This window comes from Moritella sp. Urea-trap-13 (assembly GCF_002836355.1).
Classification (GTDB): domain Bacteria; phylum Pseudomonadota; class Gammaproteobacteria; order Enterobacterales; family Moritellaceae; genus Moritella.
The window spans coordinates 219428-246210 of record NZ_PJCA01000039.1; the positions used below are offsets into that span (position 1 = coordinate 219428).

Here is a 26783-nt window from a genome sequence, read left to right on the forward strand (position 1 = left end):
TTAATAGTGAATCAACTCGCCGTCTGAGACTTTAACCATACTTTCAAATATAAATGATTGAAAATAGAGATCAATAGTTCTTATTGCCTTAAAAAGGCTAGATTTAATCCGGTGCATAACCCAAGTTAGGCCCTAACCAACGTTCAGCTTCTTCAAGCGTCATATTTTTACGTTCGGCATAGTCTTTCACTTGATCTTCTTGAATGGAAGCCACCGCAAAGTAACGCGACTCTGGATGCGAGAATATCCAACCCGAAACTGCAGCACCTGGCCACATCGCATAAGAAGACGTTAGTTTCATACCAATGCTTTCTGGGTCTAGTAGATCCCAAATAGCACCTTTCTCGGTATGTTCCGGACAAGCCGCATAACCTGGTGCCGGACGAATACCTTGGTATTTCTCACGGATCAGATCATCGTTATTCCACTCTTCGGTAGGCGTGAAGCCCCACTCTTCTTTACGTACTAATTCATGCATACGCTCTGCCATTGCTTCAGCTAAACGGTCACACACAGATTGCACAAGAATCGCATTGTAATCATCTTCAATACCTTTGAAGTAATTAGCCATATCGTCTTCACCGATACCACCTGTTACTGCAAATGCGCCAATGTAATCGAATTTACCCGATTCTTTTGGTGCAATGAAATCGGCTAGACAATTGTTAAATTGACCGCCTTTTTTCTTAGTTTGCTGACGTAAGTGTTCAAGACGCGTTAATACCTTGGTACGTGTTTCATCGGTATATACTTCAACAGTATCACTGTTCACTGTATTGGCAGGAAACAGACCAATTACACCGTTAACGCCCACTTCATTTGATTCTTGTAAACGGTCAAGCATGGCATTGGCATCGTTAAACAAGCTGGTAGCTTCTTTACCCACAACTTCATCGGTCAGAATACGCGGATACTTACCCGCCAGTGTCCACGTCATGAAGAATGGTGTCCAATCAATGTACTTGCGTAGCTCGGCAATGGAGTAATTAATGTATTTTTGTACACCCAATGTTTTCGGTACTGGTGGTGTGTAGTTAACCCAATCAATATCGGCTTTATTAGCTCGTGCAACTTCCAATGTAACCGGCGCACTACGTGGGCGTTTACGGGCATGCTGTTCACGTGCTACTTCGTACTCTTTGGCCATACGTGCAACTAATTCAGGCTTTTTAGTTTCTGACAATAATGCCGCAACCACACCTACTGCGCGTGATGCATTGGATACATAAATCACTGGTTCATCGTAGTTTTGCTCAATCTTAACCGCGGTATGGGCTTTCGATGTTGTTGCGCCACCAATCAGGATCGGCAGTGTAAAACCTTTACGCTTACATTCTTTGGCTACATGCACCATTTCATCTAACGATGGTGTGATAAGACCTGACAAACCAATAATGTCGCAGTTTTCTTCTACGGCTTTTTTCAAGATGTCATCGCAAGATACCATCACACCCATATCAACGATTTCATAGTTATTACACTGCAGTACAACGCCAACAATATTTTTACCAATATCATGTACGTCGCCTTTCACTGTCGCTAATAAGATCTTACCGTTTGAAGAACCTTTCTGTTTTGACTCTTCAATGTACGGGTTTAAATAAGCCACCGCGCGTTTCATTACCCGAGCAGATTTAACTACCTGTGGTAAGAACATTTTTCCGGCGCCGAATAAGTCACCAACGGTATTCATGCCGTCCATTAACGGACCTTCAATCACTTCTAACGGTAGTGTTGCTTGTTGGCGTGCTTCTTCTGTATCTTCTTCAATAAACTCAGTGATGCCTTTAACTAACGCATGCTCTAAACGTTTGTTAACATTAAAAGTACGCCATTCTTGCGTTTCAGCTTCCACTTCCACACCAGAATCACGGTATTTTTCAGCAATGTTTAACAGCGCTTCCGTACCTTCAGGAGTACGGTTAAGAATAACGTCTTCAACGGCATCCAACAGTTCTTTCGGTAGGTCATCATAAATTGCAAGTTGCCCTGCATTTACAATCCCCATATCCATGCCTTCCTTGATGCAATAATACAAGAACACCGCATGAATCGCTTCACGTAATGGATTGTTACCACGGAATGAGAAAGATACGTTAGATACACCACCAGAGATCATCGCATGCGGCAGTTCGCGTTTAATGTCTTTAACAGCTTCGATGAAATCAACCGCATAGTTGTTATGCTCTTCGATACCCGTTGCAACGGCAAAGATATTTGGATCGAAGATAATGTCTTCTGGCGGATAATTTAATTCATGTACTAGAATGTCGTAAGAACGCTTACAAATTTGGAATTTACGCTCTTGGGTATCCGCCTGGCCTTTTTCATCAAACGCCATCACGATCATCGCAGCACCATAACGACGGATTAAAGTCGCTTGGCGGCGGAAGTTTTCTTCCCCCTCTTTCAACGAAATTGAGTTAACGATCGCTTTACCTTGTACGCACTTCAAACCCGCTTCAAGGATCTCCCATTTCGAAGAATCGATCATGATCGGTACTTTTGAAATTTCCGGTTCAGATGCAACCAGGTTTAAGAAACGCTGCATACAATGCAATGAATCCAACATACCTTCATCCATGTTAATGTCGATGATCTGCGCGCCTGATTCGACTTGTTGCTGAGCAACATGCAAGGCTTCATCGTAGTTTTCTTCTTTGATCAGACGTTTAAAACGTGCAGAGCCAGTTACATTGGTACGCTCACCGACGTTAACAAACAGGCTTTCTTTAGAAATGGTTAATGGCTCTAAACCACTTAAACGGCACGCAATTTCGATTTCCGGTAATTGGCGTGGTTTAATGCCTTCAACAGCATCGGCCATGGCTTTAATATGTTCTGGCGTCGTACCACAACAACCACCAACCATATTTAAGTAACCAGCTTCAGCCCATTCTTTAATATGCTCTGCCATGTCTTCTGGGCTTAAATCGTATTCACCAAACGCATTAGGTAAACCGGCATTGGGATGCGCAGTCACATAGCTTTCGGAAATTCGCGATAGCTCACCGACATATTGGCGTAATTCATCAGGCCCTAATGCACAGTTAAGACCAAAGGTGATTGGTTCTGCGTGACGTAATGAATTGTAGAATGCTTCTGTCGTTTGACCCGTCAGTGTTCGACCCGAGGCATCGGTGATCGTACCTGAGATCATGATAGGTAATTCGTAACCGAGTTCTTCGAATACCGTTTTCACCGCAAAAACGGCAGCTTTGGCATTCAAGGTATCAAAAATGGTTTCGATTAGAATAAAATCAGAGCCGCCTTCGATTAAGGCTTTGGTTGATTCGATATAAGCTTCAACCATAAGGTCAAAAGAAGTATTACGGAATGCTGGATCGTTTACATCTGGAGAAATAGAGCAAGTACGGTTTGTTGGGCCTAATACACCGGCAACAAAACGCGGGCGATCAGGATTTTCTGCAGTTTTTTCATCAGCAACTCGGCGGGCAATACGCGCCGCTTCACGGTTTATCTCTGCCGACAATGATTCCATATCATAATCAGCCATCGCAATCGTCGTGGCATTGAAAGTATTAGTTTCCAGAATATCAGCGCCAGCGTCGAGGTATTCTTTATGAATATCAGCAATCAGCTGCGGCTTACTTAATACCAATAAGTCATTGTTACCTTTGACGTCACTATGCCAGTTAGCAAAGCGTTCACCACGGTAATCAGCTTCTTCTAATTTATAGTCCTGGATCATCGTCCCCATGCCGCCATCGATAAGCATGATACGTTTTTTTAATTGCTGTTCCAGTTGCTGTTTGTTTTTTATAGTAGCCACAAGATCCCTCGTTTAATTTACTGCAGACTCAATCCTGAGTCTTATTATTTGATACTAATCTATCTATTCGACTTTCCACTCGAATAACTGCTCGAACGGCATTTATAGATCATTTAAGTCATATGGCGTTTGTTGATAAACATAATAATTTAACCAATTGCTATAAAGCAGATTACCATGACTGCGCCAAGTAACAAGAGGGGCATTTTCAGCATTATCATCTTTATAATAATTAGCTGGCACTTCGGCTTCAACGCCGTCAGCAACATCGCGCATATATTCTTGATGCAAGGTATCAGCACTGTACTCTGGGTGACCAGTGACAAATACCTGACGGCAGTCTTTTGAAGCCGCTAAATACACCCCAGTTTCTTCATTCGCCGCGAAAACATTCAGGTCTGTACCAGCGAACATGTCTTTCGAAAAGTTAGCATAGCGCGACATCGGTACTGGGAATTCATCATCAAAACCACGTACTAACGGGTTATGACGGTGGAATGTTTGCTGTGGATAGACACCCGAAAATTTAGTCTCGTGAACTTTTTTATCAATGCCATGCAGTACTTTTAATGCCGCTTGCGCTGCCCAGCATAGGAATAAGGTTGATACCACGTGGGTTTTCGACCAGTGAATGATCTCTTCTATTTGTGGCCAATACGCCACATCTTCATGACCGACTAGGCCTAATGGCGCACCGGTAATAATTAAGCCATCGTAATTATTATGACGAATACGTTCAAAGTCGTGATAAAACTCATCAATGTGTTCTTGTGGAGTATTCTTAGAGGCGCGATAATCAATACGTAATAGCTCTACATTTACTTGCAGTGGCGTATTCGATAATAACCGTAAGATTTGATTTTCAGTCTCAATTTTTTTCGGCATAAGGTTAAGAACAACAACCTGCAGCGGTCTAATTTCTTGCTTGGTTGCACGAGACTCTAGCATCACAAAAATGTTTTCATTACCTAATATTTCTGCAGCCGGTAGCCCGTCTTTAATTCTAATTGGCATTATTCCCATCCTTAAGTAATATATTAGCCATCCAGAAGTCTACCCTATTTATATCACTTTTGTAAGTACTGTCGCAGATTTAAATCACCCTGATCTGTCGTTTAAACGTTGCGTCACCATAAAATCCTGACCTGTAATTCAGTTTCGGTTGACCATAACTTTCTATTCAGTTGACCATAATCATATTTATGTATAGGATCGCGTTCTTGCAAGGAGCGCGACCTATTGTTAATGGATTTATAACTTAACTATTTTCAAACTAAAGGTTTGCAAAAATGCTCACTTATATCTATTTAATTGCCATCACTGCCGAAGCTATGTCGGGTGCATTAATGGCGGGCCGTCGTAATATGGACATCTTCGGTGTGGCAGTTATTGCCTTTGTGACAGCGCTTGGTGGCGGTACCGTGCGCGACCTATTGTTGGGTAATTTTCCAATTGTATGGACCCAACATCCCCACTATGTGTATATCACCATCTGTGCGGGTTTGTTTACCATTTTAATTGCCAAACACATGAATCATTTACGCCGATTATTCTTGGTATTAGATGCGCTTGGCCTAATTGCATTTACCATCATTGGTTGTAATGTGGCGATGAAACTCGGCTATCACCCGACAGTGATTATTATGGCGGGCATGATAACGGGTATTTGTGGCGGGGTATTACGCGACTTACTTTGTAATCGAACACCGGTGGTATTTTGTAAAGAGATCTACGCGGGGATTTCGTTATTGGTTGCCGTACTTTATCTTACTTTAGAAAACTTTGGCGTGGACCACAATATCACCCTTATTGTGGCCTTCAGTGTCGGTGTTACTTTACGTTTGTGTGCTATTTATTGGAAATGGTCATTGCCAACCTTTAGCTATACATCAGAAGAATGGGACTAAATGGAACTAGCGCTGACTAAAAAACGCTAACCAGGCTTGGAGTATAATCTCAAAATCCTCCAAGCCGCATACTGCAACCGTTTCTGCATCATAAAAGTTCATGTCGTCATCCAGCTCTTCACCCGAATCAATTAACTCTGAATTCATACAAGCACAAACATCTTCTTGCGTCATGGTTAATGTCATCTCATCCCCGATTAAGCGATACTCTTGTTTCTTACGGGCTTTTAATAAATCAATTTCAGCTTGAATCAACGCGATAGTGGCTTTATCCGTACCTAAAGTGCCTTGGATCCAACTACCCAGTGCCGTCTGTTCCATTGAGATTATTACACGGTAAGTATCAGTAAGGGTATCTTTTCGAAATTCAAAATCCACGGTTATGCCTGCTCATTAGTTAGGGGGTTCATCATTTATTAATCGCTTATTAATCGCTTATTAATCGCTTATTAATCGCTTATTAATCGCTTATTAATCGGGTAATAGCTTGATCAGTTTTCAAGGGAAGGGATTGTAGCAAAAAATAGCAGAAACAAAAACGGCTCCCTATCGAGGGAGCCGTTTCATACACTTATTTTGTTCTATTCGAGTTAGCTAATTAACGATACAGTCGTCACTGTATCATCTATTAATTAAACCGCCTCTTGAACAATAACTTCGTTGGCTTTCTCAATGTAAGAAGCGATTTGATCGAAGTTTAGGTAACGGTAGGTATCCGCTGCCGTTGCATCAAGCTCAGAAGCCAGTTCCATGTACTCTGCAACTGTTGGAATACGGCCTTTAATCGCCGCTACAGCAGCAACTTCAGCAGAACTCAAGTAAACATTAGCACCAGTACCTAAACGGTTCGGGAAGTTACGTGTTGAAGTAGAAACAACTGTAGTATTGTCACCTACACGTGCTTGGTTACCCATACACAGTGAACAACCTGGCATTTCTGTACGTGCGCCAGCTTTACCGAAGATAGAGTAATAACCTTCATCACTTAATTGTGCGGCATCCATACGCGTTGGTGGTGTTACCCACATACGTGTTGGCAATGTACCGTTGAATTTCTCCAGCAGTTTACCCGCAGCACGGAAGTGACCGATGTTAGTCATGCATGAACCAACGAATACTTCGTCAATTGCCACACCAGCAACATCAGATAATAATTTCACATCATCAGGGTCATTTGGACAAGCTAGGATAGGTTCTTTAACGTCCGCTAAATCAATTTCGATGATCTCTGCGTATTCAGCGTCAGCGTCAGCTTCAAGCAATTGTGGATCTGCGATCCATGCTTTCATTTCAGCAACACGGCGAGCAATCGTTTTCGGATCACCATAACCTTCAGCGATCATCCAGTTTAACATCACGATGTTAGACTCTAGATATTCAATGATTGGCGCTTCGCTTAGCTTGATTGAACAACCAGCGGCAGAACGTTCTGCAGATGCATCTGATAATTCAAATGCTTGCTCAACTTTCAGCTCTGGTAAACCTTCAATTTCGAGTACGCGGCCAGAGAATGCATTAATTTTGCCTTCTTTAGCAACCGTCAACAGACCTTTCTGGATAGCGTAATAAGGGATAGCATTAACAAGATCACGTAGTGTGATACCTGGTTGTAGTTCACCTTTAAAACGTACCAAGATAGATTCAGGCATATCAAGTGGCATAACACCTGTCGCTGCAGCAAATGCAACCAAACCAGAACCCGCAGGGAATGAAATACCTAATGGGAAACGCGTATGTGAATCACCACCAGTACCAACCGTATCTGGTAATAACATACGGTTTAACCATGAATGAATTACACCATCACCTGGACGTAACGAAACACCGGCACGGTTACGAATAAAGTCTGGTAACGTATGGTGCGTTTGTACGTCAATTGGTTTTGGATATGCCGCAGTATGACAGAAAGATTGCATCACTAAGTCTGCAGAGAAACCAAGACAGGCTAAATCTTTAAGCTCATCACGTGTCATCGGACCCGTAGTATCTTGAGAGCCGACAGTTGTCATTTTTGGTTCGCAATACTGATCAGGACGAACGCCCGTTACACCACATGCTTTACCAACCATCTTCTGTGCTAGTGAGTAACCTTTAGTCGACTCTGCAACATCTTTAGGCAGACGGAATTCAGTTGAATCTTCTAGACCGAGTGACGCACGTGCACGCGATGTTAAACCACGACCAATAATCAGTGGAATACGACCACCGGCACGCACTTCATCAAGAATTACATCAGTTTTTATTTTAAATTCTGTGATTGCAGCGCCAGTATCATTGGCTTTAACAACACCTTGGTAAGGGTAGATATCAATAACGTCGCCAGTACTTAGACTACTTACATCAAATTCTAATGGTAATGCACCTGAATCTTCCATGGTGTTGAAGAAGATTGGCGCGATTTTAGAACCGATACAAATACCACCACCACGTTTGTTAGGTACGAATGGGATATCATCACCCATGCACCATAACACAGAGTTAGTAGCTGATTTACGCGAAGAACCCGTACCAACAACATCACCAACGTAAGCAACTTGATGACCTTTTGCTTTTAGCTCTTCAATTGCTTGTAGTGGCGTAGAAGAAACACCTTCACGCTCATTTTTAAGCATTGCAAGTGCGTGCAGCGGGATATCTGGACGAGACCATGCATCAGGTGCCGGTGATAAATCATCGGTATTAGTTTCGCCAGGTACTTTAAATACTGTTACTGTAATTTTTTCGGCGACTTCAGGTTTAGTTAAGAACCATTCCGCATCAGCCCAAGATTGCATAACTTGCTGGGCAAATTTGTTACCTGCTTTGGCTTTTTCTTCAACTGTATAGAAAGCATCAAACATTAATAGTGTATGTGACAAACCTTTTGCAGCAATAGGAGCAAGCGCATCAACATCGAGTAATTCAACTAATGTTTCGATGTTGTAACCACCTTGCATAGTGCCTAATAATTCAGTAGCACGCTCTGCAGATAAGATAGGTGATGTCGCGTCACCTTTAACAATCGCAGTTAAAAAGCCGGCTTTTACATAAGCGGCTTCGTCCACACCCGGTGGTACACGATTAGTTAAAAGATCTAAAATAACTTCTTCTTCGCCAGCGATTGGTGCTTTTACCAATTCAACTAGACCAGCAACTTGTTCAGCATCAAGAGGTTTAGGTACAACCCCATCAGCGGCACGTTCTTCGACATGTTTACGATAAGCTTTTAGCACAACACATTCCTCTTATTTTATGCCACCCACGGTGGACATCCTTGTTATATGTAACCTTAACTTACTAATTTCTTATGTGAGTTCAACGGTTATTTATGTGAACTCAGCAATAATAACGTTAAGGCCTCTTGCAGAGTGTTCACAAATATAACATTTTTAACTTAAAATTAAAATTAAAGCAGCATGTGCATCAGGACTTTTACATAAATACTCAACATTCATCAAAGTTATGATGAAAAAGTCATAACTAATTTATGTGAATGTTTCTAACGTCATATTTAGAAATTATTACCTATAAACAAATACCCTGAAGCATGACCGCCCTCGGCGTAACCATACGACAACATAACTGGGCCAATGCCAGTATCTAAAGCAACAAACACACTGCCCGCTGAAATGGTTGAATCAAAACTTATGTCATCGGTCTCGTTCCACACATTACCTTGCTCGATTGAAGCACCCAAATAAAGTGGTAATGAGAAAGCACCGAAATTGTTATCCAATAAACGATGACGATAGATTAATGCCACCAGTCCTTTGTGATTACCGGTGAGTTCGTTAATACCATAACCCGACAGATTCTGGAAACCACCAATGCCGACTTCGAACGTGGGTGAAATAGGCGGGCCATCATAACTTGCCATCGATGCTTTAAACTCAAACGTAGAGCGCTCGAAAGACACCGCATTACGCCAGTCTAAGCTGAAAAAAACATTGTTTTCGTTATTATTTAAATAATCACCGGTATCAACATAAACATCCGCATCTAGTTTGAAACCTTTGGTTGGAAAAGAGATATTATCGAATGAATCTAAGCGGGTTTTTACATACCAACCTTGGCTATCAAAATCGCTATCAATGGTAGTACCAATAATCTCTGCCGTGCCCGATTGATAATAGCTGCCCACCGCGATCTGCGCCCACTCAAATGGGATAACCCCTAACTCGGCATAAACACCGATTTGATCGGTTTTAACCGGAAAATACTCAAAGGTAGAGTTAATTGGCGCCAGAGCGGGATCATTAACGGAGCCTAAATAGAGCTTACTTTGATAATTTTCTAAGCGTACCCCGGTTTTAAAGAAAAAGTACTGGTTATAATCAATTGGCGAGTAAAATTCAGTACTGATGTTGGAGTCCGAGCCATACACTAACTCTGTACGCCATTCCCCGCCCAATCGATTCAAATCACTCAAGATATATTGTAAACCGATTTGCTGACTATCATCACTGGTGGTTGATTGCTGAATGTTGAATTTAAAATCCACATAACCCGGTCCCCAGCTTTTCTCTACGACATTAACATGTAAGTCATGCTCACCATTTTTTTCGGTGATACTGTAGTCGATTTTTTGAAACAGGTTTAATGCATAAAGCGCATCAATTTTCTGCTCTAATTCTGCCACCGAGATCTTATCGCCATTTTTTATATTTAATTTATTTTCGATCACTCTTGGGCTTAAACGGGTGTCGGTATTAATATTAATGCTATTAATGTCGATAATATCTATTTGTGCCATTTGCTGTTTTTTAACTGCTTTTTGCTGTTGGTATACTGCATAGTCTGCATCTGATAGTGATAATGCGGTTAATTTAGCACTGGCATAACTTGCCGCTTTCTCCCCTCTTACCACAGCATCAGGCATCAAATCAAAATCTGCAGTACCAATGCCATCGATTTCAGGACTCAATAGAATATCGCGTTCGCTTAACTTTAGGATTTGCTCGTTGGCACTAGTACGCGTCATTGAGCTCGATAACTGATCAAAAATAAGGAAAGCACTGGTGATCTCTTCTTGGCTATAAAGTTGTGAGCCAATATCAACCGCGATAATGATATCCGCGCCCATATCTTGCAATACTGATATCGGTAAATTATTCACCATACCGCCATCAACAAGATGCTGACCATCAATTAATACCGGCGTCAGCGCGCCAGGGATAGACATACTCGCCTGCATCACTTTCGATAAATCACCACGCTCTAATACCACTTCCCGCATGGTCTCAACATTGGTGGCAATAGCACGATAAGGGATCGGCAGTAAATCAAAATGACTCACATAGGGTAAACTATTGGTAGATAATCGTAATAACTTCGCCATGCCCTGGCCTTGGACAAAACCAGACGGGAATTCAATACTACTGCCATCGAAACCGATGTCGGTTTGAATTTGAAATAAATCCTGACGCTGCTTTTCACGTATCGACAACTTATCGCGTGGCACGTCATCATTATAACCTTGACTCCAATCATACTCCGCTAATATCAGTTCTATTTCTGCCGTTGAACGCCCCATAGCATACATACCACCAATAAATGAGCCCATGCTGGTACCGGAAACATAATCGACAGGAATATTATGTTTTTCTAAATACTTAATCACCCCTAAATGCGCAGCACCTTTCGCGCCACCGCCACTTAAGGCCAGACCAATTTTAGGGCGTGTTTTTTCACTCACCGGAGCTGTAGTTTGAGTTGAGGTAGAAATACCATCTGCGGCTGTAGCAGTGCTTAAATGAAGGCTAATAAAAGCGAGAAGTAACCCGTTCATCATTGTAAATGAAGAACCAAAAATCCGTTTAATTTGAGACATAGTTTAATGACGATCCTAAAAATTAATCCATCCCATCCACTGGGAACAACACGTTATATTCAATAAAATGTATCTATATACCTAACTATATTAGCAACTTCTGTTTTAAAATGCCTAATACCAATTGCATAAAATAACCGAACAAGCATTTTCTTGGCAAGGATAGGAATAACAGGCATAAAAAAAGCGACCCTAAGGTCGCTTTCCGCTATTACAATAAAAGTTAACGATTAACTCGCTAAATTATTTTCTTTTTACAGCTTTAGCATTAGGAAGATCAGTAATAGAACCTTCATAAATTTCTGCAGCCATACCAACTGATTCGTGTAACGTTGGGTGAGCATGGATTGTTAATGCGATATCTTCTGCATCACAACCCATTTCAATTGCTAGACAAACTTCACCTAGTAATTCACCAGCGTTAGTACCAACCATAGCACCACCGATAATACGGTTAGTGTCTTTGTTGAATAATAACTTAGTCATACCGTTAGATGCGTCAGAAGCGATCGCACGACCTGATGCAGCCCAAGGGAATACAGCAGCTTCGTAATTCACGCCTTGCTCTTTCGCTTCTTTCTCAGTTAGACCTGCCCACGCCATTTCTGGCTCAGTGTAAGCAATTGATGGAATAACTTTAGGATCGAAGAAGTGTTTCTTGCCAGCAATGTTTTCTGCAGCAACGTGACCTTCATGCACACCTTTATGCGCCAACATAGGTTGACCAACGATATCGCCGATTGCATAGATGTGTGGAACGTTCGTGCTCATGGTTTTATCTGTTTCGATAAAGCCACGTTCAGTTACATTAATACCCGCTTTCTCAGCATTTAAGCCAAGACCGTTTGGTACACGACCAACAGCAACAAGCACAGCGTCATAACGTACTGGTTCAGCAGGCGCTTTTTTGCCTTCAAACGTAACATATAGACCGTCTTCTTTTGCTTCAACGCCCGTTACTTTCGTGCTTAACATAACGTTAAATTTGTTTTTAACTGCTTTAGCATAAATTTTAACGATGTCTTTATCCGCTGCAGGTACTAATTGATCTGCAAACTCAACAACGTCAATATCAGAACCTAGTGCCGAGTACACAGTACCCATTTCTAGACCGATAATACCACCACCAAGAACCAATAGTTTACCTGGAACTTCAGTCAATGCTAACGCATCTGTTGAATCCCAAACGCGTGGATCTTCATGTGGAATAAATGGTAGTTTAACTGGGCGTGAACCCGCTGCAATGATTGCATTATCAAAGGTAACAGTTGTAACGTTACCGTCACGGTCTGTTGCTTCGATAGTGTTAGCACCAGTAAATTGCGCTAAACCTTCAACCACTTTAACTTTACGCATCTTAGCCATACCGCCAAGACCACCAGTTAATTGACCAACAACTTTTTCTTTCCATGAACGGATTTTAGTGATGTCAGTTTGTGGTGCGCCGAACACGATACCGTGATCTGCTAATGATTTTGCTTCTTCAATTACTTTAGCTACGTGTAGTAAAGCTTTTGAAGGGATACAACCAACGTTAAGACAAACACCACCTAGGGTGTTGTAACGTTCGATGATTACAGTTTCTAAACCTAGATCTGCCGCACGGAATGCAGCAGAATAACCTGCAGGACCAGCACCTAGTACTACTACCTGAGCTTTAACTTCATTACTCATTATGACCTCGTTGTCATTTAATTATCTGGAATGGCGGTTACCTCACTCAGAGGCACAATTTAAAGCTTCTGAGTAATGATGTTCGAATCCAGATAATTTTACATATATGTTAAATAAATGAGAAGTAAAAAGAGTTAAAACATTGCAAAAATGCGATAACTCTACTCAATTAAATACTAAAACTATTACTTAATTAAAATTAAAGTACTAGTTGACGAAGATCTGAAAGATATCCGTTTAATGCTGTAACAAAACGAGCACCATCAGCGCCATCGATCACACGGTGATCATATGAAAGTGCCATTGGTAACATAAGACGAGGAGCAAAGTCTTTGCCATCCCACTTAGGTTTAATTTCAGAGCGTGATACGCCTAAAATTGCAACTTCTGGTGCATTAACGATTGGTGTAAATTGTGTACCACCGATACCGCCAAGGCTAGAAATTGTGAAACAACCGCCTTGCATGTCAGAAGAAGTCAGTTTACCAGAACGTGCTTTCTTAGAGATAACAGCAAGATCTTGGCAAAGCTCGTAAATACCTTTCTGGTCAACGTTACGGATAACCGGAACAACTAGACCGTTTGGCGTATCAACAGCAACACCAACGTTGATGTATTTCTTCTGAATGATCGTTTCGCCATCTGCGCCGATTGAAGTATTGAACTTCGGATAATCAGCTAACGCTTTAGCTACAGCTTTAACGATGAAGATAAGTGGAGAAATCTTGAAGCCTTTATCTTGCTTAACAAGTTTGTTGTTCTCAACTTTACGGAACGCTTCTAGTTCAGTGATGTCAGCTTCGTCGAACTGTGTAACGTGTGGGATTTTAACCCAGTTACGGTGCAGGTTCGGACCAGAAATCTTCTGGATACGCGTCATCTTAACTACTTCGATTTCACCAAATTTAGCGAAATCAACTTTCGGCCATGCTAGTACGTCCATACCAGAACCGTTGCCGCCAGTAGCGCCAGATTCTAAACGTTTAACTGCATTTTTAACGTAAGTTTGTACGTCTTCTTTTGCAATGCGACCTTTACGACCCGTTGAGCCAACTTTATCTAAGTTAACACCGAATTCGCGTGCTAGACGACGAACTACTGGTGATGCATGATGATAAGCGTCGTTTTCAACGAAACCAGTAGCTTCAGGTGCAGTTTTTGATGCAACAGGAGCTGCAGCTTTCGGTGCTTCAACTTTTGCAGCAGGTGCAGCGGCTTCAGCTACAACAGGAGCAGCAACAGGTGCCGCGCCAGCAACTTCAAACGTCATGATGAAAGAACCAGTTGTTACTTTATCGCCAACAGCTGCTTTAATTTCTTTCACAACACCAGCGAATGGTGCAGGTACTTCCATTGAAGCTTTATCGCCTTCAACAGCCATTAACGTATCTTCTTCAGCTACTGTGTCGCCGACTTTAACTGAAATTTCAGTTACTTCCACTTCATCGTCGCCGATGTCAGGAATGTTAACTTCTAATACTTGAACCGCTGCCGCTGCAACAGGAGCTGCTTCAGCTACAGGAGCAACAGCAACTTCAGCTACAACAGGCGCTGCTGCGCTTGCTGCATCAGCAAAGATAAATACTAATGAACCTGTTTTAACAGTATCGCCAACATTTACACGAATTTCTTGTACTACACCAGCTTGTGGCGCAGGAACTTCCATAGACGCTTTGTCACCCTCAACAGCAAGCAAAGTATCTTCTTCTGCAACTGTATCGCCGATTTGAACGGAAATCTCAGTTACTTCTACTTCATCATCACCAATGTCTGGAACGAAAATTTCAATACTCATTTTTTATACCTTATGCGTATAGAGGGTTTATTTTGTCAGCGTCGATATCGAATTTTGCAATTGCATCAACAACAACTTTATTATCAAGCTCGCCTTTCTTAACTAATTCAGATAATGCAGCAACAACTACGTATTGCGCGTTAACTTCGAAATGACGACGTAAATTTGCACGGCTGTCTGAACGACCAAAACCGTCAGTACCAAGTACTTTGTATGAAGTCGGCACGTATGCACGCGCTTGTTCAGCATAGTTTTTGATATAATCTGTCGCGGCAATCGCAGGTGCATCACTCATTAGTGTAGTGATGTACGGTACTTTTTGCTCTGCTTCAGGGTGTAACATGTTGTAACGTTCAACGTCTTGACCATCACGTGCAATTTCATTGAATGAAGTTACCGAGAATACGTCAGAACCAATACCATAGTCTTCACTTAGGATACGAGCCGCTTCGCGAACTTGCATCATGATAGTACCTGAACTTAATAATTGTACTTTTGCTTTTTCGCCAGTATAAGTTTCTAACTTATACATACCTTTACGGATGCCAGCTTCAGCACCTTCAGGCATTGCATGGTGAGCATAGTTTTCATTCATCAATGTGATGTAATAGAAAACGTTCTCTTGTTCGCCATACATACGACGTAAACCGTCTTGTAATACAACAGCAACTTCATAAGCGAAAGTTGGGTCATAAGACACACAGTTAGGAATTAGACCTGCTTGAACTAAGCTGTGACCATCTTCGTGTTGTAGACCTTCACCGTTTAGCGTTGTACGACCAGCTGTAGCGCCTAATAGGAAGCCACGTGCCATTTGATCGCCAGCCATCCATGCAGAGTCACCAATACGTTGGAAACCAAACATTGAATAGTAGATGTACAGTGGGATCATAGGTACGTCATTAGTACTGTATGATGTAGCCGCTGCAACCCAAGAAGACATTGCACCTAATTCGTTAATACCTTCTTGCAATACTTGACCGCTAGTCTCTTCTTTATAGTAAGAAACGATTTCGCGATCTTGCGGGGTATAAGTTTGACCTTTAGGGTTGTAAATACCAACTTGACGGAATAAACCTTCCATACCAAATGTACGCGCTTCATCGGCGATAATTGGTACGATGTTTTTGCCAATACCTTTATGCTTAAGCAGCACATTTAGGGCACGAACATAAGCCATCGTTGTAGATATTTCACGTTTTTGCTCACCAAGTAGCACGCTGAAATCTTCAACAGTTGGAATATCCAATTTGCCAGAGAACTCAGTTTTACGCTGTGGTAAGTAGCCGTTTAACTCTTTACGACGTGCATGCATGTACTCGTGTTCAGGCGAACCTTCTTCAAGTGTTACATACGGTAATTCTAATAATTGATCATCAGATACAGGGATATCGAAACGATCACGGAACTGCATAAGCGTATCCGATTTCATTTTTTTCACGCCGTGCGCGATATTTTTACCTTCAGCTGCTTCACCCATGCCGTAACCTTTAACAGTTTTAGCTAGGATTACAGTTGGTAAACCTACAGTTGCTTTTGCTTTTGCATAAGCAGCGTATAGTTTACTAGTAGAATGACCACCACGTTTCAGTTCCCAAATTTGCTGGTCAGTCATATCTTTAACTAATTCAGCAGTTTCTGGGTAACGGTTAAAGAAGTGCTCACGTACGTAAGCGCCGCCTTTAGCTTTCAGCGTTTGATAATCACCATCAACAGTTTCATTCATTAACTGTAGTAAACGACCAGAAGTGTCTTTAGCTAGTAGCTCATCCCACTCTTCGCCCCATACAACTTTAATCACATTCCAGCCAGCGCCTTTAAATAAGCTTTCTAGTTCTTGAATGATCTTGCCGTTACCCATTACAGGACCGTCAAGACGTTGTAAGTTACAGTTAACAACAAATACTAAGTTATCTAAACCTTCACGAGCAGCAAATGATAATGCGCCACGTGATTCAGGTTCATCCATTTCGCCATCACCTAGGAAAGCGTATACAGTTTGATCTTCAGTCTGTTTTAGACCACGGCCATCTAGGTATTTCAAGAAACGTGCTTGATAGATAGCTGAGAATGGACCAAGACCCATAGATACTGTAGGGAACTGCCAGTATTCAGGCATCAACTTAGGATGTGGGTATGACGGGATACCTTTACCATCAACTTCTTGACGGAAGTTGTTTAGTTGATCTTCAGTTAAACGACCTTCAACAAATGAACGAGCGTAAATACCAGGAGAAATATGACCTTGGTAATAAACTAAATCGCCACCGTCTTTTTCCGTTGGAGCACGGAAAAAGTGGTTGAAACATACATCGTAAAGTGCAGCAGAAGACTGGAAAGATGCCATGTGGCCACCTAACTCTAAGTCTTTCTTAGATGCACGTAGTACGATCATTAAAGCATTCCAGCGGATAATCGAACGAATACGACGTTCTAGTTTTTCGTCACCTGGGTATGCAGGTTGGTCTTCAGTACGGATAGTATTGATATAATCCGTAGTGATGCCGCCTTTACCTAGGGCAACGCCGTCTTGATGTGCTTTTGCAATTACTTTTTCTAATAAATACTGCGCACGTTCAAGACCTTCTTCACGAATTACTGATTCGATTGATTCTAGCCATTCGGTAGTTTCGATTGGGTCTACATCATGCTTTAAGATGTCGGACATATGAGATTCCTTACTAATTAGATCTCTACAACGTTAAAGAAATATTCTTAAGCATAGGTATGTTTAAGAATATTCATTAGTAACACTATTTAGCTTGTTTTATACGGCGTGACGCACGATTTATGCGGCTATCTTCACGCCCAATATCGAGCAATGCTTGCTCGATATAAGCCAGATGGGCATGACATGCTTCTCTGGCTGTTTCTGGTTGTCGGTTAAGAATTGCGTTAAGCATATCACCACGGTGTTGGCTAATTTGTTCAACCACACCTTGACGCTTTTCCAACAACCTAAAATTTTGGCAAATATTATCTTCTAACAACGGATTTAAACCACGTAAAAGATGTAACAACACAATATTATGTGATGCAGCAGTAACCGCGATATTAAACGCACTGACTGCTTTTGCTTGTTGCGTTGGATCTTGGGCTAATTCAGACGCTGTGACAGCATCGAGCGCAACCCGTAATTGCTGAAAGTCAGTTTCAGTACCACGCAATGCGGCGTAATAAGCTGAAATGCCTTCCAATGCATGACGAAATTCCAATAAATCTAATTGCGCTTCTGGGTGTGTCGTCAATAGCTGAAACAGTGGATCCATCAGTGTTTGGTCCATGACCTTCTTCACCCATGTACCACGTCCTTGACGACGTTCCAATAAACCTTTGCTTTCCAAACGTAAAATTGCATCGCGTACAGTGGGGCGAGACACCTCAAGCTGTAGGGCTAAATCACGCTCGGAAGATAAGCGCTGGCCGGATTCTAAACTACCTTCCAAAATCATTTGCTCTAGTTGCTCTGCAATCGCATCGGACAACTTCGGCTGCTGAATTTTTCGATAGACCATGTGAACCTCAAAATGACCAGTGGTAAATTGGTAAGACCAATTTAATATTAAGTCATGACAATTTACCAAAAACACGTTCAATTGTCATTAAAAATAGACATTTTTGTTCGTATTTATAGTGTTTAAATCAAAATGGCCAGTATTAAACAGCCTAAATAATGGGATAAACTAAGAATATACATAGGGTTATTCCTGTGATACCCAGTTTAAATGACTATACCCCTAGAATAAACATGCAACAAACTACCCCCAAAGTGATAACTTGGTCATATTGGTCTTACCACTTAATGCGAAATTTAAGCACAACAAAGCATAGGACATTACGCCCTATGCTTTGTCAAAAAACAGAAATTTAATCATGCTTAACTATAATTCAGTAATCACTAAATCATAGCTAAGGAATAATTAAAGAATAATTAAAGAATAGTACCGTTAATGGTAAGAAGGGAAATGACGGTGACAAAGAAGATAATATTACGTTTGGCGAGTTGTACTAAGTAGCAGGTATAGTCATAACACTTATCGGTTTCCACGTTAGCTTTACTGGCGAGATAAACCACCTTGCCTAATAAATCAAATTCAGAGGTCGATACGTCACGCCAACTGCGTAAACTTTGGGGTAACGCCGCTTGCTCTTCAGCCACCAGCGCATAACCCACCATCGTTAAACGCGCCGGTAACCAATCAATAATACGCATGATACGATGAATACCACTGCGATTAAGTAGCTGACTATGATGCTGCATCACATATTTATGGTAACTACGCGCCACCACATACAAGGTTAAACCGATAGGCCCTGCAACCACAAAATAAAAAATCACCGCAAAATAAAAACGGTAGTTAAGCCAAACTAACTGCTGGGCGACAGCTTGAGTCAGTAACGTCGCACAAAAACGTTCACTGTTTACATCCAAACACTCTGCATAGATGCCTTTGGCTTCGAGATCATTACGACTTAATGCTTTGAGATATTGACGATAATCACGACGATAGTCACTGCCACCAAAGCTCATTAGTAACAGCAGCAACCAAGCCACAACCGTCAACACGCCATAATATAAACCCGCAATCGACGTTAATAAGCTATACATTAATGCGGTCGGTAACGCGATAATCATCAAGGTGCCAAATACACCACCATTAATAAATGAAGGTAGCAAGGGATAGAGATAACGTTGTAGTACATTATCCAATTGTAATTTGCCACTGAGGCGAACAACGCGTTCTATCAGCAATGCCAGCAGCAGAGATATTAATGCCATATTAATGGTCCTTCGAATCTAAGCATGCAAAATAATGTGTCCAGTCAAAATGCGGACCGGGATCATCTTTGCGTACAGGGGCAATATCACTATGACCAGTAATACGTGCTTGGGTTATTAATGGATAGCGGGTTTGTATTTCTTGCGTCACTGCCGTGAGGCATTGATATTGTGCCAAAGTATAAGGGTGGTTAACATCCCCTTCCAGCTCAATACCAATAGAAAAGTCATTACATCTGCTTTTACCAGCAAACTCAGAGAGTCCGGCATGCCAAGCGCGCTTAGCCAAAGGCACAAATTGGATCAAGCGGCCATCACGCCTAATGTATAAATGCGCAGATACTCTTGCCGAGATTAACTTCTGAAAATAAGGATGCACACTGCAATCGAGTTTGCCGAGAAAAAAGTCTTCAACATAGTCCGCGCCATATTGCTCAGGTGGTAAACTGATACAATGAATCACTAATAAGTCGATATCAATATCTGCAGGACGCTCATCAAAATGTGGTGATGGTAAAAAATCTGCACTTACCAATATACCTGAGGTTACTTGCTTATCTGCCACTGTATTCATACCTTCTGACTATAATCGAATTTAATGCTATTCAAGACTACTACTTACAATGGCTTCACTTTACAATGATATCATTAGCAATAACATAGCTACGTCGGTAAAATACAGCGCTGAGTCAGTAAAATGCGAAGCCAATAAAGTAACCTGTTTAGAATGGAGAAAGAGAATGGATGGAAATCAAAAAATAGCCAAAGCCATGACCTATATCGCCTGGATAAGCGGGTTGATAGTGATGACGCTATTCTTCAATAGTTATTTATCGAACCAACAAAATCCCAATAGTGACCCAGAAAGTTACCAACAAAATGGCAATGCAGTCGTGATGCTGCAACAAAATCGTGCCGGACACTATGTTACTAATGGTTATATAAATGGTTATCAGGTAAAATTTTTACTCGATACGGGCGCCACGCAGGTTTCGATACCAGCAAAGGTTGCCGAACAGATCGGCTTAGATGCTGGTTATAGTCAGTCAGTCAATACCGCTAATGGTGTCATTGAAGTATTCTCAACACATCTAGATAGTTTATCGGTTGGTGAATTAACACTTTACGATCTCAGTGCGAATATTAATCCCTATATGCAAGGTGATACTATTCTGCTCGGTATGAATGCATTGAAACAAGTTAAATTAGTCCAGCAAGGCAAAACCCTCACGTTAAGTGAATATTAGTTTTTAATCGACCTAGGAATTATTATGTTACAACAAGAAATACGCCGCGCAGTAAGTACTGCATTAGCTGAAGACCTTGGTGGTCAAGGTGTGGCAGAAGGTGATATCACGGCAAACTTAATCGCAGCAGAGACGCAAGCTAAAGCCAAAGTGATCAGTCGTGAACAAGCGGTATTTTGTGGTAAAGCCTGGGTTGATGAAGTATTCCACCAGCTAGGTGATACGGTAACGGTGACTTGGTTTGTTGCAGACGGTGATTTAGTCGCTGCCGATCAAACACTATTCACGTTGGAAGGTCCAGCACGTACGTTATTAACTGGCGAACGTAACGCATTAAACTTTGTACAAACATTATCAGGTGTTGCCACCTTAACGAAACAATATGTTGATGAACTTGCTGGTACAAAATGTCAGTTACTCGATACCCGTAAGACAATCCCAGGCCTACGCTTCGCACAAAAATATGCAGTAACTTGTGGTGGCGGTAAAAACCACCGTATCGGCTTGTTCGATGCTTACCTAATTAAAGAAAACCACATCATGGCTTGTGGCGGCATCGAAAACGCCATCGCTAAAGCCAAAGAGCTACAACCAGGCAAGCCTGTTGAAGTTGAAACGGAAAGCTTAGCAGAGCTGCAACAAGCATTAGATGCTGGCGCCGATATTGTCATGATCGATAACTTTGATATTCCAATGATGCGCGCTGCGGTTGAATTGAACCAAGGTAAAGCAAAATTAGAAGTATCAGGTAACGTGACGATTGATACATTAGCGAGCTTTGCAGCAACTGGTGTTGATTTTATCTCGGTTGGTGCGTTAACAAAACACGTACAAGCAACTGACCTGTCGATGCGCTTTATTAAGTAGTCGACACGCTTTAGTTAAAATATGGAGCACTGCCATTTATACGGTAGTGCTTTTACATTTAAAGTAAATATCCTCCCTCATAAACTGCAAATAATATTAATATCTATCTCCTACCCGCTATTCAGTCATTCATCTAGACATAGTCTGCTAATCAGCGTATTTAGACTTCAAAACCCTTAGTACAATAAAATTTTATGTCAATAAATCAAGCGATTATAGTGACACATTGTCCTATAACTTGATTTAAATCGTCAAACTTATGTGTACAAAATGTTAAATAAACGTTTAAATGAATCCAACTCATCAGATGTCTCATACCATTTGATGGCTTGTGATGAGTAAAGGACTATTTGGTAATTTTTATAAGGATATAAAAAATGAGAGTACAACAGAAAGCACAACAACAAGGTTTTACGTTAATAGAATTAATGATCGTAGTCGCTATTGTGGCTATTTTGGCGGGTGTGGGTTTACCAGCTTATCAAAATTATACAAAACGAGCTGAGTTCTCAGAGGTAATTGCGGCAACAGGACCAATTAAAACAGCTGTCGAATTATGTGCACAACTTGAAGGGCTGAATGCATCAAATGGTTTTTCTATAGCTGCTGACGATTGTGGTGAAGCTGGTAAAAAAGGTATTCCAGCTAATAGCACCGGAACAGTAGGTAAGGTACAAAGTACAGCATGGTCGGTAGTAAGTGGGGCGACTATCACTGCTACAGATACCGATAGCGTGAGTTATACTTTAACCGCTACACTTGACTCAGGCGGTCGAGTAACTTGGGCTCAAGGCGGTACATGTGATACTAAAGGGTTCTGCTAACCCCTAATGCAACACAAGCATAACGCTAGCGGCCTGGCTCACAGCCTCGTCGCACATGCCTACCTCGCGGTAGAAGAGATCTCCTCACTGCTGCAAAGCGCTAAATTGGAAGGTAAAGCCTTCACAACCCTGCTCGTCGACAGTAATATCATCGACAGTCAGGTATTGGCTAAATTACTCGAGCGTGAATACGGTGTTCCCTTACTGGATTTAGATACCTTTAAACTCGAAGAGATCCCCACAAACCTGCTCAATGAAAAACTCATCGAAAAACACCATGCCCTGCCTATTTATGTGCAGGGGCAAACCTTATACTTGGCGATGTCAGACCCCACTAATGTTAGCGCATTAGAAGAGTTTGCCTTTAGCTTTAGTTTACATACCGAAGTATTATTGGTTGATGAACTGCAATTACAAAAAGCCTTAGAAACGGTATTAGAAAATGACATTGATGCGCTTGGCGATCTTAACGATACCGATATCGATGACTTGGAAGTTGATAATAGCGAGTCACGCTTAGATCAAGAAAATAAAGACAGTAGTGACGACGCCCCGATTGTTAAATTCGTCAATAAGATCCTATTGGATGCGATCAAAAAAGGCGCGTCTGATATTCACTTCGAACCCTATGAATTTAAATATCGGGTACGTTTTCGTATCGACGGTATCTTGCATGAAATGGTAGCGCCGCCAGTGAATTTAGCCATGCGTTTTTCTGCGCGTTTGAAAGTCATGGCAAAATTAGATATTGCCGAGCGCCGCATGCCACAAGATGGCCGGATCAAGTTAAAACTATCGAAGAATAAATCCATTGATCTGCGTGTCAGTACCCTACCCACCATGTGGGGTGAAAAAGTGGTGATGCGGATCCTCGACTCAAATCAAGCCAGTCTCAATATCGACATTCTCGGTTATGACGACAAACAAAAAGCCCTTTACCTCACCGCATTACAGAAACCACAAGGCATGATCTTGATCACCGGACCCACAGGTAGTGGTAAAACCGTTTCCCTGTACAGTGGACTTAATATCCTCAATACCGTCGAACGCAACATATCCACAGCCGAGGATCCTATCGAAATAAACCTCTCGGGGATCAATCAAGTACAGATCAACCTTAAAGCTGGGTTAACTTTCCCCACGGCATTACGATCGTTTTTACGTCAAGATCCTGATGTGGTGATGGTCGGTGAAATCCGTGATATAGAAACCGCAGAGATTGCTATCAAAGCCGCGCAAACCGGTCACTTAGTATTATCGACATTGCATACCAACTCAGCCACAGAAACACTGACTCGGTTATCTAACATGGGCGTACCCGCTTACAATATTGGTTCATCCGTGAGTTTAATCATCGCTCAACGTCTTGGTCGTCGACTTTGTCGTGAATGCAAGCAACCTGAAGATATTCCCGCAATTGAATTAGCTAAACTTGGCTTTAGTCAGCAACAAATTGCGCATGGCATCACCCCGTTTAAGGCCATCGGCTGTAAGCAATGCACTAAAGGTTATAAAGGTCGCATGGGGATCTATGAAGTCATGCCAATGTCAGACAAAATCGCTAGAATGATCTTAACTGGTAGTAACTCTCTGGAACTCGCTAGCCAAGCCCAGCTGGAAGGTATGGATACCTTACGCCAATCCGCATTACAAAAAGTTCTCGATGGTGTTACTAGCTTGCTTGAAGTTGAACGTATCACCAGCCATTAAAATATTTAGCTTTTAACAACTAACAACTAAAGCAGTCTTGTGTTTAACAAGGAGCTTGTCGTCCACCATTCGCTAAGGATAGCATCATGGTCGCACTAACCAAAAAAACCAGTAATCGCAAACCATCGGCAGTCAAAAAACGCTATCCATATAACTGGCAAGGCGTTAATCGTAAAGGTAAAAAAATCAGTGGTGAAATTCAAGCAGAAAGCATCAGTAACCTAAAAGTAGAGTTACGCCGCCAGGGTATCAATGTGTTAAAAGCCAAGCGTAAATCAACCGGTTTATTCTCTGTCGCTAGCAAGAAAATTACAGCGATGGATATTGCCATCATTTCAAGGCAAATTTCCACCATGCTTAATGCCGGAGTGCCCTTAGTTCAAAGTCTAGAAATTATTGCTCGCAGTAATGACAATCCCGCCATGCGCGCATTAATCGGTGAAGTGGCTGCAGAAGTCTCTACTGGTACATCACTTTCTGATACCTTACGCAAACATCCGCTTTATTTTGATGATTTATATTGTGATTTGATCAGTGCAGGTGAACAATCGGGTTCATTGGATACTATTTATGATCGTATCGCCACCTATAAAGAAAAAGCCGAAGCACTGAAATCCAAGATCAAGAAAGCCATGCTCTATCCAGCAATGGTCGTCGCGGTTGCGGTTGTCGTCACGCTTATTTTACTGCTGTATGTCATTCCGCAATTCAAAGATATCTTCGCTAGTTTTGGTGCCGAATTACCACCTTTCACCTTAGTCGTACTCTCTATTTCTGACTTTGTTAGCCAATTTTGGTATTTGGTGGTCGGGGTATTATTTGGCATACCGGTTATTTACCTTAGAGCGAATAAACGTTCGATTAAAGTTAAACATATCACCGAACGCACTATCCTCAAGATCCCAGCAATTGGGCCAATTATGCACAAAGGCGCGATGGCACGGTTCGCCAGAACCCTATCAACCACATTTGCAGCCGGTATTCCGCTGGTAGACTCGCTAACCTCTGCCGCAGGCGCATCGGGCAATATTGTTTATAAAAATGCGGTAATGACAATGCGTAATGAAGTGATCGCCGGATTACAAATGCACATAGCCATGCGCTCGACCAACTTATTTCCTGACATGGTTACGCAAATGGTAATGATCGGTGAAGAGTCTGGTTCACTTGATGATATGTTAGCGAAAGTCGCACACATTTATGAGCAAGAAGTTGATGATGCAGTGGATGGTTTAACCAGTTTAATCGAGCCGATGATCATGGTGGTATTGGGTGTGGTGATTGGCGGTCTGGTGATTGCGATGTATTTACCTATCTTTAAAATGGGTAGCATCATGTAATAAATACGCTAAATGTAATTAAGATGTTATTCGTTAAGCTTTAACAGCTTTTATGGAATGGGTTTGCTATCATCGTATTTCAGTGAACATTTATCTATCAACTTGATCCGATACAGGTAATTTACATGCAAGACTTAGCGCTTCTTTTTCAACTTTCTCCTTGGCTATTATGGTTATCCGTTACCTTGCTCGGTTTGTTAGTCGGTAGTTTCTTAAACGTGGTAATTTACCGTTTACCCATAATGATGGAAAGTGAGTGGAAACAAGAGTGCACGGTTTATTTTAGTGATGAATGCAACACCGCTGAAGACAAATCTACAGCAGTATCTGAACCCGCTAAATTTAACTTATTGTTACCCCGATCTGCTTGCCCTAAGTGTGGTCATCAGATTACCGCATTAGAAAATATTCCCGTGCTTAGCTGGTTGATACTCAGAGGTAAATGCAGCAGTTGTGCCAATCCAATTTCAGCTCGCTATCCAAGCATTGAATTATTAACCGGTTTATTATCACTCGTAGTCGCTTTGTATATCCCTTACGGTATCCAATTAGCGGGCGCCTTGATCTTAACTTGGAGCTTAGTTGCACTGACCTTTATCGATATAGATAAAATGTTATTGCCTGACCAAATGACCTTACCACTGATATGGCTAGGCTTACTACTAAACGTCAATTACGCTTGGGTAACCCCGTCCGATGCTATCATAGGAGCGATTGTTGGTTATCTATCGCTATGGTCTGTGTATTGGGGCTTTAAATTATTAACCGGTAAGGAAGGCATGGGTTATGGTGATTTCAAATTATTAGCTGCGTTTGGTGCTTGGTTCGGCTGGCAATCAATTTTAGCCATCGTGCTGTTATCTTCTTTTGCCGGCGCCATTATTGGTATTACTCAAATAGCATTAAAGCAGCATACCCGAGGCAATCCTATCCCGTTTGGTCCTTACTTGGCAATTGCAGGTTGGTTATACCTTATCTGGGGCGATCAAATAGTTGATTTCTATTTAGTTAACTTTATTTATTAAAGGCAGGCCACT

Annotated in this window: 18 protein-coding genes; 7 read left to right on the forward strand and 11 right to left on the reverse strand. The window is 41.7% G+C overall.

What is annotated here, in order from left to right; all coding sequences use genetic code 11:
- Positions 1–103: 103 nt before the first annotated feature.
- On the reverse strand, positions 104–3793 hold the full coding sequence (metH, locus tag CXF93_RS19915) for a methionine synthase (RefSeq protein ID WP_101064247.1): 3690 nt from the start codon (positions 3791–3793) through the stop codon (positions 104–106).
- A 102-nt stretch (positions 3794–3895) separates the two neighbouring features.
- Positions 3896–4807, reverse strand: coding sequence for a homoserine O-succinyltransferase (gene metA, locus CXF93_RS19920; protein ID WP_101064248.1), 912 nt, complete (start codon positions 4805–4807; stop codon positions 3896–3898).
- 275 nt (positions 4808–5082) lie between these two features.
- Here metA and CXF93_RS19925 point away from each other — a divergent pair, with 275 nt between their 5' ends.
- Positions 5083–5700 carry a trimeric intracellular cation channel family protein gene (locus CXF93_RS19925; RefSeq protein ID WP_101064249.1) on the forward strand — a complete coding sequence of 206 codons (618 nt, stop codon included), beginning with the start codon at positions 5083–5085 and terminating at the stop codon, positions 5698–5700.
- A 6-nt stretch (positions 5701–5706) separates the two neighbouring features.
- On the opposite strand, the gene CXF93_RS19930 is transcribed toward CXF93_RS19925, so the two are convergent.
- The 9 genes from CXF93_RS19930 to ampD all read right to left on the reverse strand — a co-directional run bounded on the left by CXF93_RS19930 (position 5707) and on the right by ampD (position 20332).
- Positions 5707–6078, reverse strand: coding sequence for a YacL family protein (locus CXF93_RS19930; RefSeq protein ID WP_101064250.1), 372 nt, complete (start codon positions 6076–6078; stop codon positions 5707–5709).
- A 254-nt stretch (positions 6079–6332) separates the two neighbouring features.
- A complete protein-coding gene (gene acnB, locus CXF93_RS19935; protein WP_101064251.1) occupies positions 6333–8912 on the reverse strand; it encodes a bifunctional aconitate hydratase 2/2-methylisocitrate dehydratase in 2580 nt (859 codons plus the stop codon).
- Positions 8913–9190: 278 nt separating this feature from the next.
- The gene (locus tag CXF93_RS19940; protein WP_101064252.1) at positions 9191–11509 is read right to left on the reverse strand and encodes a patatin-like phospholipase family protein; all 2319 of its coding nucleotides are present in this window, start codon (positions 11507–11509) and stop codon (positions 9191–9193) included.
- A 243-nt stretch (positions 11510–11752) separates the two neighbouring features.
- A complete protein-coding gene (gene lpdA / locus CXF93_RS19945) occupies positions 11753–13183 on the reverse strand; it encodes a dihydrolipoyl dehydrogenase (protein WP_101064253.1) in 1431 nt (476 codons plus the stop codon).
- A gap of 199 nt (positions 13184–13382) precedes the next feature.
- On the reverse strand, positions 13383–14978 hold the full coding sequence (gene aceF, locus CXF93_RS19950; protein ID WP_101064254.1) for a pyruvate dehydrogenase complex dihydrolipoyllysine-residue acetyltransferase: 1596 nt from the start codon (positions 14976–14978) through the stop codon (positions 13383–13385).
- A 10-nt stretch (positions 14979–14988) separates the two neighbouring features.
- Complete coding sequence (gene aceE, locus CXF93_RS19955) at positions 14989–17646, reverse strand: pyruvate dehydrogenase (acetyl-transferring), homodimeric type (RefSeq protein ID WP_101064255.1); 2658 nt, start codon at positions 17644–17646, stop codon at positions 14989–14991.
- A gap of 85 nt (positions 17647–17731) precedes the next feature.
- The gene (pdhR, locus tag CXF93_RS19960; protein WP_101064256.1) at positions 17732–18493 is read right to left on the reverse strand and encodes a pyruvate dehydrogenase complex transcriptional repressor PdhR; all 762 of its coding nucleotides are present in this window, start codon (positions 18491–18493) and stop codon (positions 17732–17734) included.
- A gap of 416 nt (positions 18494–18909) precedes the next feature.
- Positions 18910–19758, reverse strand: coding sequence for a regulatory signaling modulator protein AmpE (gene ampE / locus CXF93_RS19965; protein ID WP_101064257.1), 849 nt, complete (start codon positions 19756–19758; stop codon positions 18910–18912).
- A gap of 1 nt (position 19759) precedes the next feature.
- Positions 19760–20332 carry a 1,6-anhydro-N-acetylmuramyl-L-alanine amidase AmpD gene (gene ampD, locus CXF93_RS19970; protein WP_198551717.1) on the reverse strand — a complete coding sequence of 191 codons (573 nt, stop codon included), beginning with the start codon at positions 20330–20332 and terminating at the stop codon, positions 19760–19762.
- 166 nt (positions 20333–20498) lie between these two features.
- Between ampD and CXF93_RS19975 the strand changes: the two genes are divergently transcribed.
- The 6 genes from CXF93_RS19975 to CXF93_RS20000 all read left to right on the forward strand — a co-directional run bounded on the left by CXF93_RS19975 (position 20499) and on the right by CXF93_RS20000 (position 26771).
- Positions 20499–21005 carry a TIGR02281 family clan AA aspartic protease gene (locus CXF93_RS19975; RefSeq protein WP_101064259.1) on the forward strand — a complete coding sequence of 169 codons (507 nt, stop codon included), beginning with the start codon at positions 20499–20501 and terminating at the stop codon, positions 21003–21005.
- Between the two features lie 24 nt (positions 21006–21029).
- On the forward strand, positions 21030–21872 hold the full coding sequence (nadC, locus tag CXF93_RS19980; protein WP_101064260.1) for a carboxylating nicotinate-nucleotide diphosphorylase: 843 nt from the start codon (positions 21030–21032) through the stop codon (positions 21870–21872).
- Between the two features lie 377 nt (positions 21873–22249).
- Positions 22250–22696, forward strand: a complete 447-nt coding sequence (locus CXF93_RS19985) for a prepilin-type N-terminal cleavage/methylation domain-containing protein (RefSeq protein WP_101064261.1) — start codon at positions 22250–22252, stop codon at positions 22694–22696.
- Positions 22697–22702: 6 nt separating this feature from the next.
- A complete protein-coding gene (pilB, locus tag CXF93_RS19990; RefSeq protein WP_101064262.1) occupies positions 22703–24406 on the forward strand; it encodes a type IV-A pilus assembly ATPase PilB in 1704 nt (567 codons plus the stop codon).
- Between the two features lie 86 nt (positions 24407–24492).
- A complete protein-coding gene (locus CXF93_RS19995) occupies positions 24493–25746 on the forward strand; it encodes a type II secretion system F family protein (protein WP_101064263.1) in 1254 nt (417 codons plus the stop codon).
- Positions 25747–25871: 125 nt separating this feature from the next.
- Complete coding sequence (locus CXF93_RS20000) at positions 25872–26771, forward strand: A24 family peptidase (RefSeq protein ID WP_101064264.1); 900 nt, start codon at positions 25872–25874, stop codon at positions 26769–26771.
- Positions 26772–26783: the final 12 nt, after the last annotated feature.